13 protein-coding genes and 2 pseudogenes are annotated in these 11758 nt (G+C 28.2%); 1 reads left to right on the top strand and 14 read right to left on the bottom strand.

The window, feature by feature from the left end:
• Positions 1-100: 100 nt before the first annotated feature.
• The 7 genes from N5A56_RS01345 to N5A56_RS01315 are packed head-to-tail and all read right to left on the bottom strand — an operon-like array spanning position 101 to position 5683.
• Positions 101-1282 carry a class I SAM-dependent methyltransferase gene (locus N5A56_RS01345; protein WP_265724118.1) on the bottom strand — a complete coding sequence of 394 codons (1182 nt, stop codon included), beginning with the start codon at positions 1280-1282 and terminating at the stop codon, positions 101-103.
• 6 nt (positions 1283-1288) lie between these two features.
• Positions 1289-2371, bottom strand: coding sequence for an AI-2E family transporter (locus tag N5A56_RS01340; RefSeq protein WP_265724119.1), 1083 nt, complete (start codon positions 2369-2371; stop codon positions 1289-1291).
• Positions 2371-3648 carry a hypothetical protein gene (locus tag N5A56_RS01335; protein WP_265724120.1) on the bottom strand — a complete coding sequence of 426 codons (1278 nt, stop codon included), beginning with the start codon at positions 3646-3648 and terminating at the stop codon, positions 2371-2373. The genes N5A56_RS01340 and N5A56_RS01335 overlap by 1 nt, the downstream gene beginning before the upstream one ends.
• A gap of 48 nt (positions 3649-3696) precedes the next feature.
• Positions 3697-4356, bottom strand: coding sequence for a pyridoxamine 5'-phosphate oxidase family protein (locus N5A56_RS01330; RefSeq protein ID WP_265724121.1), 660 nt, complete (start codon positions 4354-4356; stop codon positions 3697-3699).
• Between the two features lies 1 nt (position 4357).
• Positions 4358-4786 (bottom strand): GNAT family N-acetyltransferase, encoded by a 429-nt coding sequence (locus N5A56_RS01325; RefSeq protein ID WP_265726079.1) that lies wholly within the window; start codon positions 4784-4786, stop codon positions 4358-4360.
• The gene (locus tag N5A56_RS17295; protein ID WP_337994736.1) at positions 4759-5166 is read right to left on the bottom strand and encodes a DUF1272 domain-containing protein; all 408 of its coding nucleotides are present in this window, start codon (positions 5164-5166) and stop codon (positions 4759-4761) included. Before N5A56_RS17295 ends, N5A56_RS01325 begins: the two co-directional genes overlap by 28 nt.
• Entirely contained in the window at positions 5132-5683 is a 552-nt protein-coding gene (locus tag N5A56_RS01315; RefSeq protein WP_265724122.1) for a DinB family protein, read from the bottom strand. The genes N5A56_RS17295 and N5A56_RS01315 overlap by 35 nt, the downstream gene beginning before the upstream one ends.
• 81 nt (positions 5684-5764) lie before the next feature.
• Here N5A56_RS01315 and pdxR point away from each other — a divergent pair, with 81 nt between their 5' ends.
• Positions 5765-7246 (top strand): MocR-like pyridoxine biosynthesis transcription factor PdxR, encoded by a 1482-nt coding sequence (gene pdxR / locus N5A56_RS01310; RefSeq protein WP_265724123.1) that lies wholly within the window; start codon positions 5765-5767, stop codon positions 7244-7246.
• A 146-nt stretch (positions 7247-7392) separates the two neighbouring features.
• On the opposite strand, the gene N5A56_RS17290 is transcribed toward pdxR, so the two are convergent.
• The 7 genes and pseudogenes from N5A56_RS17290 to N5A56_RS01285 form a co-directional block, all read right to left on the bottom strand.
• Positions 7393-7623, bottom strand: a complete 231-nt coding sequence (locus N5A56_RS17290; protein WP_337994735.1) for an RluA family pseudouridine synthase — start codon at positions 7621-7623, stop codon at positions 7393-7395.
• 3 nt (positions 7624-7626) lie between these two features.
• Positions 7627-7860, bottom strand: a pseudogene (locus N5A56_RS17285) (pseudouridine synthase); the annotation flags it as partial.
• Positions 7861-7871: 11 nt separating this feature from the next.
• Positions 7872-8249 carry an RluD family protein gene (locus N5A56_RS17280; protein WP_337994734.1) on the bottom strand — a complete coding sequence of 126 codons (378 nt, stop codon included), beginning with the start codon at positions 8247-8249 and terminating at the stop codon, positions 7872-7874.
• A complete protein-coding gene (locus N5A56_RS01300; RefSeq protein ID WP_265724125.1) occupies positions 8249-8674 on the bottom strand; it encodes a VOC family protein in 426 nt (141 codons plus the stop codon). Before N5A56_RS01300 ends, N5A56_RS17280 begins: the two co-directional genes overlap by 1 nt.
• 13 nt (positions 8675-8687) lie before the next feature.
• Positions 8688-9452, bottom strand: a complete 765-nt coding sequence (locus N5A56_RS01295; RefSeq protein ID WP_274270136.1) for a hypothetical protein — start codon at positions 9450-9452, stop codon at positions 8688-8690.
• A 10-nt stretch (positions 9453-9462) separates the two neighbouring features.
• A pseudogene (gene ggt / locus N5A56_RS01290) lies at positions 9463-11153 on the bottom strand (gamma-glutamyltransferase).
• The gene (locus N5A56_RS01285; RefSeq protein WP_420793178.1) at positions 11150-11740 is read right to left on the bottom strand and encodes an acyl carrier protein phosphodiesterase; all 591 of its coding nucleotides are present in this window, start codon (positions 11738-11740) and stop codon (positions 11150-11152) included. The pseudogene ggt and the gene N5A56_RS01285 overlap by 4 nt, the downstream one beginning before the upstream one ends.
• Positions 11741-11758: the final 18 nt, after the last annotated feature.

Below are 11758 nucleotides of genomic sequence, written 5' to 3'. Positions count from 1 at the left end.
GATACTTTATTGTTTGCATAGAAATGAAAGTAAAGCTTTCTCTACAAATTTAATGAAAATGAAATACTTTTTGTGGTTGTTTACTTTAAACTTATGCTTTTTAAACTAGTATTTTAGAGCAAAAAATACAAATTAGTTTATTATTTAAATCCGTTGTAAAAAATAAATAGGTATTTCCACCATCTTTTAAATTGGTTTCCTTTCTAATTTGTGCTACCGTTTTAGGAAAGTTTCTAATAGTAATATTCGCTTTATTATTGGCTATTAACTTTTTAATTTTTTTCTTATCGTAATTTATTACAGTCTCAATTTTAAAAACTCTACCAGGAAAATTAATGAGTTCTGTTGCTGTATAAATATGTGAATGTTGGTGTAGTTTAAAAATGTTTAATTGATAACCAACTTGATGAAAACCACCCGATTTTAAGATTGCAGCATTCGGTTCGTATAAATAGGTTAGAGGCTCAGAATAATTAGAATAAACGGTTTCTTGTAAATTAAAGTTTAATTGTTGATTACCTTCTTTTTGTATGTTTATAGTTTTTATCTGAATACTATTTTTATAGTTTTTTTCTAATAAAAATAATACTTCTTTTACTTCGTTTTTAAGGGCGATTATATGAATTTCTTTTACAAATTTTAATTCTGAAATTGCGCTAGAAATATCTAGAATAGGAGAGTTTTTTAATAAAATTTTATTTGCTTTTGTAAATAAGAAATCGATGTTTTTGGGTACATTGGGTAAACAATCCTTCAATAAAAAAACCTTTCCTTTAATGTCATTTCTTCTGGAAGGATCTATATAAATACAATCGAAAACGGTTTCATTGTTCTTTAAAAAATCAACTCCATCACCAGAAAGAGTTTTAATATTATTTACATTTAATTGCTGATAATTATGCTTTACAATTGCTGATAAATCTTTGTTTATTTCACAATGAATTACCTTTTTAAATTGTTTGGAAAAATAGAAACAATCTACTCCTAAACCGCCAGTAATATCAATTATATAATTACCAGTAATTATTTTTGATTTATAGTTGGCAGTAATTTCAGAGGAAGTTTGTTCTATACTAATTTTTGCAGGATAATAAATATTTTCTACAGAAAACCAAGTAGGTAATTTAAGTTCAGACTTTTGTTTTGCAACAATTTGATTTGCCAATTCCTGAATAGTAATATCTTTAAAAGGACTGCCTTTTAAAATCAGTTTTGTAATATCAGATTTTAAATTATCAGTAATAAATTGTTGTATTTTTTGTTCTAGAATTGCAAGATTCAAAATAGTCTAAATATCTTTAGTTAAGGATTTTACAATTTTATTATCGGCTAAAAATTCTTTTAAAATTACTTTTAAAGCAGTGTAACAAGGTACAGCAGTTATCATACCAACAATACCAAATAATAAGCCACCAATAATAATAATTAAAAAAATCTCTAATGGATGTGATTTAGTTGTTTTCGAAAAAATAATTGGTTGACTGATAAAATTATCTATCATTTGAGTTACAAAATACCCAATCATTACATAAATTGTAGTTGGTAAAATACTGGTTTGAAAGTCTTGTCCAATATTACTTGTCATTGATAAAATAATCATAATCACAGCACCAATCATTGGACCTACATAAGGTATTAAATTTAACAAAGCACATAAAAAAGCAATAACAACTGCATTGTCAATTCCAAAAACGAGTAAGATAATTGTGTATAAAACAAAAAGGATAATTATTTGTGTAATTAAACCTATAAAATATCTAGATAATAAATCATTAATAGATTCTAAAGATTTAGAAAATCGACCTTCCTTTCCATTTGGTATTATTGTCATTACACCATTTTTTAATAATTTACTATCCTTCATAAAAAAGAAAGAGATAAATAAAACAGAAAATAAACCTACACTTAAAGAACCAACTGCGCCTACAACAGCATTTAAAAAGTTAGGTATTTCTTTAAATTGAGAAACAAAATCAACATTTTTTAATTCCTTTAAAACATCTATTCGGTTAGAAGAAAAATAGGTTGTAATCTGGGTGTAAACATGTTGTACATTTGCCTGTAATTTGTCTACTTCTAATAAAGACAAACTTCTACCTTGTTCTGCAATTAAAGGTATAAACATTACAATTAAACCGGTTAATAAACTTAACATTAAAAGCATAGTAAACACAACAGCAACTGTGTTTGGAAACTTTAATTTTCTTCTTAAAAATATAATAATTGGTCTTGAAATTAAAGATAAAATACCAGCAATAATTAAGTAAATAATTACCGATTGAATGGCGTATAAAAAGTATCCTAAAAGGAAAATTCCTAAAATAATACTCAAAGCCCTTAAAATACCGTTTGCTATTGTTTTCGAATTCATTAGTTATATCCTTTTACTTCTCCCATACTTAAAGTTCTATTTTTTCCAAATGTATGATTTGTTGGTAATAAAGTTCCGCTTTCTGTTGTAATCCAATCTTCCCATGTGGCAGAAACTCCATTCATTTTCATGCTTGGTACATACATTTTATAACTTTTAGGAATGTTTTTTTCATCTACTATCCAAAGATAAGAATCTCCAGGAGTTGTTCCTCCAGAAGTATATTTTACTAATAAGGCATCTTTATCATCAACTTTTTTAATGCTTCTAATTGTGCCGTAATCAAATAATTTATGAGGAGCTACTAACCAGAAAGAATCATTATTAAAAATATCCCAAGCTTTTTTTACAATTGTAGAATTTGCTTTTTCTTGTTTTTTATTATTAAAGAATACGGTACTTTTTTTAACGTTATCAGGATATAAATTTACTCTAATTGTATCCCAAGAAACATCTACAATATGTTTTTCTTTATGCCATTTAAAATGTCTTTTACCTCCAAAACTCCATTCTATAAAACGAGTTTTTTTGTAAGCTTTATTTTTAATAGATTTTAATATTTTATGCGCAAACTCATCAGCTTTTATGTTTTCTGCTTTCACATTACCCATATTTATTTCCATACCAAATAAAGAAAGTTTATGTTTTGTAGGTAATTGTATCCCAGATTTAGTTAGTTTTAAATCTGACCAAGTTGCAGAAATTCCTCCAATAGGAATTATAGAAGTCCACATTTTAAAAGAAGTAGGTTTGTAATTTTCGTCTAAAATCCAAAGATAAGAATCTCCAGGAGTTGTTCCGCCAGAAGTATACGTTATTAAAAGAGCATCCTTTTCATTATGTTTTACAATACTTCTTTCAGTTCCTGAGTCGAATATTTTATAAGGTGCAATTAGCCAAAAAGAATCGTTGTTAAAAAAATCTTCCGCTTTTTTTAGAATCTCTTTATTATCAGAAATTTTTCCATCAATATAAACTTCAGAATTGTCTATGTTATTTGTGTGTAAAGTTACTTTGTATTGATCCCAAGATATATGAACTATATTTTCTTGTTTGTTCCAAGTATAAAAATGTTTATTTCTAAAGCTCCATTTTAAAACTTCGGTATTTTCAAAAGCTTCATGATTTATTGCATTAAACATTTTAATAGCTAAAGCATCTGCTTCTTTTCCTTTTTTACCTTCTGGTAATTTTTCGTTATTGATTAAATAATATCCCACAATAAATAGGATGAATAACACTAAAAGAGCACCAAATAACTTGAAAAATTTCTTCATAAAAAAATGATAAATTATAATGCTAATTTATCATTTTTTAATCATTCATTATTTGTTTTGCTCATAATAATCTAAAACATGTTTCGGAATTTCCATTTTTTTAGGTAATCCATCATCTGCAATTGGGTATTCTGCAACTTGTTTTATAGGTACAATACCTGCCCAAATTGGCAATTCGTAATCTTCAGGTTCATCTGCAACACCAACATCTCTAACCTTTGCAGAAGCCGTTTCTATGGTAAATTCTACAACAATAGTTCTGTCTAATTCTTTTTGATACATAGGTCTTAAAGATTCCCATTGGTTTGGTACCATTTGGTTTACAATCCACTTTAATATTTCTGTCTTTTCACAATCTTCTTCAATTTTTTTTAAGCTACCAAACATTGTTACAGATCTGTAATTTACAGAATGGTGTAAACCAGAACGTGCCAAAACTAAACCGTCTAAATGCATAACAGTTATCGATGTTTCTCCGCTTTCTAAAATGGATAACAACATTCTATTTGCGGTAGAACCATGAATGTATACTTTATCTTCTCTTCTAGAATACGCCATTGGTATTGTTATGGGTTTTCCGTCATATATATAACCAACATAGCATAAAAAACCAGCATCTAAAATGGTGTTAATTTTTTCTACATCATACGTTGCTCTATTTGCGCCTCTTTTAACTCTGTTTAATTTTGATTTTTCGTACTCCTTCATTTTATAATTTTTTAGCGAAAACGAGGTTTTCATAATTGGTTTCTCCAACATAGAAATCGATGCTTCCTATTTGTTTAAAACCATATCTATCATAAAAACGTAAGCCTTTTGTGTTTTTGTAATAAGCTGTTAACCAGATTGATGTAAAATTTAATTCGATAGTTTTTTCCAAAATAAGATCTTGTAATTGAGATCCAATTTTAAGGGCAATAAAATCGTTTAAAATATACAAACGTTGTAGTTTACAAGAATTCTTATCCTCTAATTTTTCATTTGTAATATTTAAAGAAAGTTTAGCAAAACCAATTGGTAATTCATCAGAAAAAACGATCCAAAATATATTTTCAGTATCATTTAATTCTTCACGTATTTTAGAAACTGAATAATACGTATTGTAAAATTCTAGTAAGTTTTTTTGTCTTCTATATATTCTCCATGTGATTCCGTGTATGTAATTCTTCCTAATAAAGAAATATATACAGCATCTGCTTCTGTAGCTATTCTTATCGTAATCATAGTTTTATCTTTTTCAGGTTGTATATCTTTATACTTTTCGGTATTCTTTTTTGTGATTTCTAAATCTTTTGGTTTAAATATTTTCTTTGTTGAAGAAGGATATTTTTCTATGTATTTTGATGGACGAATTGGTCTTTCAACAAAATTACCAGAACAATTAGGGCACACATTTTCGAAAATTTCAATAGCACAAGTTCTACAATACGTGCACTCGAAAGTACAAATCATAGCCTCTGTAGAGTTGCTAGGTAAATTTGTGTTACAATGCTCGCAACTTGGTCTTAACTCTAGCATTATAGATACCTTTTTTTACTACATTTATGTGCCAAAGACTATGACCTAATAATAAAAAAGCACAAGCTCTAGCAGACATTGGAGAGCCACTTGCGGTTCCCATGTTTTTTAAATTCTCATCAGAAATACTATCTATTAAATTGATTGTATATAAACGAGTAACTGTAAACTCATGTATTAGTTCTGCTAAAGTTTTTTTATTTGCTTCAGAAGGAACAATATAATCATCTTGCTCATAACCAGGTAAAGCAGTTTTGTCATTTCTAGAAATGCATAATAAACGATACATAAATATTCTTTCAGTATCAATAATATGTTGCAATATTTCTTTAATCGTCCATTTTTCTGGTTGATATCTATATTCTAATTTTTCTTCTGGTAATGATGAAAAGAAATCGATGACCATTTTTTTATCAAATTCTAAACCAGTTTTTAAATCGGTATCTCCAGAAACAGAATTAATATATCTAGCGTAATATTCATTGTATTCGTTTGGTTGTAAATCTTGTCTTGTCATTTTAGTTGTTTTGTAGTTCAAAAATAATATATTTATGGACTGTTATAATCATCCAGAATTAAAATAAATAATAGTCCAGTTATGTTTCCATATAAAACCAGTTTTAGTTTAGATAGAAAAAGTAATCAGGCTTTGTATTTGCAATTGGCAAATCAATTTATTCAATTAATTAAAGATCGAAAATTATTACCAAATACAAAGTTACCAGGAAGTAGAACTTTAGCAAACTTGTTAACAGTGCATAGAAAAACAATTGTAGCCTGTTATGAAGAATTATTATTACAAGGTTGGGTAGAAAGTATTGCTAAAAAAGGGACGTTTGTGCATGCAGATTTACCAGAATTATATCAACAAGAATTTGTAAAATCTAAAGTTAAAAATACACTTCACAAAATTGGATTTCAATTTTACAAGAGTAATTCGTTAACTCGAAAATTACCAGAAAGTAAAGAAGATTTTATGTTTTTAAATGATGGTATTTCTGATGTTCGTTTAACACCAACCGAAGATTTAGCTAGAATTTACAGACGAATTTCTAGTAGAAAACATATTTATAAAGAAATGTCTTATGGTTCTACATTTGGAAACGAAAAACTAAGAAAAACGTTATCAAATTATTTAAACGAAACCAGAGGATTAAATACTAGTTTCGAAAATATTTTAATAACGAGAGGTAGTCAAATGGGGATTTATTTGTCTTCTAAATTGTTATTAAATGAAGATGATAATATTGTTATTGGAAAAACAAATTATACATCTGCAGATGCTTCTTTTTTAGAAAGAAAAGCAAAATTAATACGAATTTCTGTAGATGAAAACGGATTGGTAACACAGGAAATAGAACAAATTTGCAAGAAAAAATCTATAAAAGCAGTGTATGTTACATCGCATCATCATCATCCAACAACAGTAACTTTATCCGCAGAAAGAAGAATTCACTTATTAAATTTGTCTAAAAAATACAATTTTGCAGTTATAGAAGACGATTACGATTATGATTTTAACTATAATCATTCGCCAATTTTACCATTAGCTAGTCATGATGTAAATGGTAACGTAATTTATATTGGTTCGGTTTGTAAAACTGTTGCGCCCGTTTTTAGAGTAGGTTATTTAATAGCGCCAAAAGAATTTGTAAATGAGGCTGCAAATCAAAGAAGAATTATTGATAGGCAAGGAGATGCATTATTAGAATTAACTTTTGAAGAGTTTATTAAAAATGGCGATTTAGATAGACATATTAAAAAGGTGATGAAAATTTATAAAGCCAGAAGAGATTTGTTTTGCAGCCTTTTAAAAGAGTATTTTTCTGATGTTTTTAAGTTTGAAAAGCCAAAAGGAGGAATGGCAGTTTGGTTAACGCTAGATAAAAAATATACATGGAAAAGTGTTGTAGATAGTGCTATAAAACACAAATTAGAAATTGGAGATTATACAAGATACGATCATGCAAATACGAAGCATAATTCCATAAGAATGGGTTTTGCAACATATAATGAAGAAGAAATTTATGAGTTGATAAACAGGTTTTCTAAAACGATGAATGAATTAAAAGGAGGTTAATTATATGTGTTCTCGATACAAAATTTCTGAAAAAGAAATTTCACTCGAACTGACATTTTTATTAAAATAGTACTAAGATACTTATACTGTCTCATCGAGTGATTTTGCTTTTCGCAAAATTGTATCGAGATGTTTTAAACTTAAAACTAAGGAAAAATCTTTGTAAATTTTTTAGGAAGTTCTTTTGTTATTACTATTTTTTTACCCGTAAACGGATGCTTAAAATCTAAGGTTGCAGCATGTAAATACAATCCTTTTCCGTTTAATATTTTATGCTCTAAAAAATATTCTTTGTCACCTAAAATTGGGTTTCCTAATACAGATAAATGTTTTCTAAGTTGATGTTTTCTACCCGTTTTGGGTTGTAATTCTACCAAATTTAAAAAATTAAATCGTTTTGATTTTACAGAACTTAAAACCTTAAAATCTGTTGCAGCTTTTTTATTATCTACATTTAAATTAATAACACCAGCACAACAGGTTTCTCCTATTGTAATTGCGTAATAGGTTTTCTTAATTTCTTTATGCTTAAATAATTCTCCTAATGCTATAATTGCAGCACTTGTTTTTCCTATTAATAAAAGTCCGCTTGTTGGATAATCTAATCTGTGAATTGGCTGTGGTTTTACAGCGTCTGCTTTATTGCTTTTTTTAAGTTTTGAGACAATGCGTTTGTAATGGTTACAAATTTATTACCGCTAACTAATATACCAGCAGGTTTGTAGATAATTGCTAAAAAATCATCTTCAAACAAAACTTCTAAATCGAGTTTTAGTCGTTCAAAAGAAGAAGAGTTTTCAGATTCAAATAGTTCTATTTTTTCACCTCCAGAAATATGTTTAGAAGTTGTAGCTAAGTTTCCATCAATAAAAATGAGCTCTTTTTTAATTGCTTTTTTTATGCCCGATTTTGTAGGTATCGTTTTAAATATACCAACAGCATATTCCTGAAAACGAATAGCAGTTTCTAAATTTTCTGCAATGTGAGTTTCTGCTAATTGCATTATTTTGCAAAAACTTGACTCATATCCTTAAAAGCCTTAAACTCTAAAGCATTATTTTCTGGATCGTTAAAAAACATAGTTGCTTGCTCGCCAACTTTACCTTTAAAACGTATACAAGGTTCAATAATAAAGGTTGTATTTACTGCTTTTAGTTTTTCTGATAATGTTTGCCAATCTTCCCAAGTAAGAATTACACCAAAATGCGGAACAGGAACATCGTGCCCATCTACAGGATTTGTAATTGATGCGGTTGGTTTGTAATTCTCTTTTTGATGAATTACTAATTGATGACCAAAGAAATTAAAATCTACCCATTCTTCTGTACTTCTACCTTCTTCACATTGTAAAATGTCTCTGTAAAAAGTTCTACATTTTTCTAAATTTTGTACAGGAATTGCTAAATGAAATGGCTGTATTTGTGTCATAGATAATGTTATTTTAATATTTTTTTCCGAAATTATTAAGAAAAGAACTTAGTTCGGCCTTCTTAAATTGATATTCAATATCGCCTAAATCATCTAATGCTCTAGCAGCATGATTAGAACATCTATTGGAAGTTAAAATAATAGAGTCGTTCAATATTTTTAAATCGAAATAATCAAGAGTTTTAAAAGGTAAACTTTCTAAACAATTTGTATACAATTCTATAGATTGATTTATTATTCTACTATCTTCCTCAGAAGTTTTTTCATTTTTAAGCTTAAAAATATAATCTGTAATTGTTTTTCTTTTTTGATTTGATAATAAATCTAAAAGTTCCTTTTTTCTTTTCTGGTTCAAAAGAGCATCTAAATAGATTTTTTCTCCATTAGAAGTGTCAAAATTATAAGAAGTAGAAAATTCTTCACAATATGCACCGCAACCTTCAGTATTAAAAGTAACTGAATATACATTATTTGTTAACGAGTTAATTTTATACTTTAAAAATGTAAGACTTGGAATAGGATTGTCTTTTGTTGCCCAAACTTTTTCGAAAATACTATTGTGTTTTTTTGATACATCTAATTCTAAAAGATCACTAATAATAGTTGTGTTTATTTTTTTTGAAATATCTGCATATCCTTTTAAGATAGGAAACTCATAAGCTTGTTTGTTCTGAATAGGGTTTGATTCTGTAATTTTTTTAATTGTAAAATTTGTATCAGTATTACAACTAATAAAAAAAACGATTAAAAAAAGCTTTAGAACAGTGTTTTTTATCATCGTTTAAATTTTAAAAACCAGCTGCTTTATCATCACCTCTAGGGTCTGCACCACCTTCTAAACTTCCGTTAGGTAATACTAAAATTCCTTCTACTTTTCCTATAACTGGCGCATCTTTTTGGTTAATTGAGTATCCTGCTTTTTGTAATTCTATAACAGTGTTTTTATCAAACTTGTTTGGTTCCATCATAATTACATCTGGTAACCATTGATGATGAAAACGTGGTTGATTTACAGCTTCTTGCATGCCAAAACCAAATTCATGTACATTTAAAATAGTTTGCATTACAGAAGTTATAATTGTAGAGCCACCAGGCGTTCCAACAACCATCCATAATTTTCCATTTTTCTCTACAATTGTAGGTGTCATAGAACTTAGCATTCTTTTTTCTGGTACAATTTCATTTGCTTTAGCGCCAATTAAACCAAACATATTTGGCACACCAGGTTTGCTAGAAAAATCGTCCATTTCGTTGTTTAAAAAGAAACCTAAATCAGAACAATATAACTTAGAACCATACGCACCATTTATAGTTGTTGTTACAGAAACAGCGTTACCAAATTGATCTACAATAGAGTAGTGGGTTGTTTCATCACTTTCTATCATTTCTATTGTTCCGTGTGCTACATCCGAAGATTTTGTTGCTTTTTCAAAAGAGAAATCATCCATTCTACCTTTTGTATATTTTTTAGAAATTAAAGTTTCTAAAGGAATATTTACAAAATCAGGATCTCCTAAAAAAAACTTCTATCTGCATAAGCACGTCTTTCTGCTTCTGCAATTACTTGAATCGTTTTTGTTGAGTTATGACCATATTTGTCTAAATCGTAAGGCTCAATACCGTTCATTATTTGTGCTAAACAAATTCCGCCACTAGAAGGCGGAGACATAGAAATTACCTTTAAATCATCGTATTTAAAAGTAATTGGTTTTCTCCATTTTGCTTCATATTTAGCTAAATCTTCAAGAGTCATTATGCCGCCATTAGCTTGCATAAATTTTACCAAACGTTTTGCAGTTTCACCTTTGTAAAATTCATCTCTTCCATTTTTAGAAATTCTTTCTAAAGTTGCTGTTAAAGCCGTGTATTTAATAATGTCATTCTCTTTCCAAAGGCTATCTAAAATGATTTTAGATTTATTGGCTTTTTTAAATAAAGGCTGATATTTTTTTATTCTAGCTTCTTGTTTCTTTGTAACAACGATACCTCTTTTTGCTAATGCTATAACTGGTTTTAAAATTTCTTGTATTGTAAGTGTTCCAAATTTTTTATGAGCAGCAAAAACACCAGCTACAGTTCCAGGAATTCCAACTGCCATAGAACCTAATGTACTTTTATCTTTTATAACATTGCCTTCATTATCTAAAAACATATCTTTAGAAGAAGCTAAAGGTGCTTTTTCTCTATAATCTAAAGCGCCAATTTCTCCATCGTTTTTTCTATAAACCATAAAACCACCACCACCAATATTTCCTGCATAAGGGTAAGCAACAGCTAAAGCCAATTCTGTAGCAACCATTGCATCAAAAGCATTACCGCCTTTTTTAAGAATCTCTGTTCCTATTTTAGAAGCTTCTTCTCTTGCAGAAACAACCATTGCTTTGGTTGTAATTAATCCTGTTGTTTTTGGTTTTTTATCAGCAGTTTTACAACTGATTAATAAAACTGAAATTGCAATTAGTAAAAGTGTTTTTTTCATAATCTAATCTCTTCTAATTTTTGATTTGTATGAGCAATAAGGTCTTTAAAAAATATGGTAAAATCTTCTTGTAATTCAGTTTCTAGATTCACTAAATCTTCAATAGCTAAATTCATTTGAGATTTACCTTTTGTTCTTTGATTCATTCCATTTAAAACCTTTTCTATTCCTTCTTTAAATTGATAGTTGTATAATATATTATACTCAACCATGTATTTTATAAATTGTTGAGATTTTAAAGGTAATTCTGGTGATTTATCAAGAAATAATTTATACACAGATTTTGTGTAAAGATCTAAAGGAATTGCAGAATAATCTGCCCAGTTTTTTGCTAAAAAGTAATCGTAAAAAATATCTATAATTACGCCATCATAATGTCGGTAACGTGCATGTAAACGACGTTTACTTTTTCTTACAATTTCATGAGCATCAGTAAATGTATCTATTTCTCTATGTAAAAAAATACCTTGTTGAATTTCTTTAGAAAAACCTTCGTAATTATTACCTCTAATATGATCTGCAATAAAATTGCCAATCATAATATTGGTGTCGTTTTGTGATAAGTATAAATGGGCGAGGAAATTCATTGAAGTAAATATACTTAA

The sequence above is a fragment of the Polaribacter ponticola genome (assembly GCF_026191475.2).
GTDB classification, from domain to species: domain Bacteria; phylum Bacteroidota; class Bacteroidia; order Flavobacteriales; family Flavobacteriaceae; genus Polaribacter; species Polaribacter ponticola.
Note: the sequence above shows the minus strand (reverse complement) of the source record. Positions and strands in the feature narration are given on the sequence as shown.

Excerpts from the sequence above, each read along its gene's own strand:
- pdxR (WP_265724123.1), top strand. The coding sequence starts at position 5,765 with ATGTTTCCATATAAAACCAGTTTTAGTTTAGATAGAAAAAGTAATCAG.
- N5A56_RS01285 (WP_420793178.1), bottom strand. The coding sequence starts at position 11,740 with ATGAATTTCCTCGCCCATTTATACTTATCACAAAACGACACCAATATT.
- N5A56_RS01340 (WP_265724119.1), bottom strand. The coding sequence starts at position 2,371 with ATGAATTCGAAAACAATAGCAAACGGTATTTTAAGGGCTTTGAGTATT.
- N5A56_RS01295 (WP_274270136.1), bottom strand. The coding sequence starts at position 9,452 with ATGATAAAAAACACTGTTCTAAAGCTTTTTTTAATCGTTTTTTTTATT.
- N5A56_RS01330 (WP_265724121.1), bottom strand. The coding sequence starts at position 4,356 with ATGAAGGAGTACGAAAAATCAAAATTAAACAGAGTTAAAAGAGGCGCA.
- N5A56_RS17280 (WP_337994734.1), bottom strand. The coding sequence starts at position 8,249 with ATGCAATTAGCAGAAACTCACATTGCAGAAAATTTAGAAACTGCTATT.
- N5A56_RS17295 (WP_337994736.1), bottom strand. The coding sequence starts at position 5,166 with ATGCTAGAGTTAAGACCAAGTTGCGAGCATTGTAACACAAATTTACCT.
- N5A56_RS01335 (WP_265724120.1), bottom strand. The coding sequence starts at position 3,648 with ATGAAGAAATTTTTCAAGTTATTTGGTGCTCTTTTAGTGTTATTCATC.
- N5A56_RS01300 (WP_265724125.1), bottom strand. The coding sequence starts at position 8,674 with ATGACACAAATACAGCCATTTCATTTAGCAATTCCTGTACAAAATTTA.
- N5A56_RS01315 (WP_265724122.1), bottom strand. The coding sequence starts at position 5,683 with ATGACAAGACAAGATTTACAACCAAACGAATACAATGAATATTACGCT.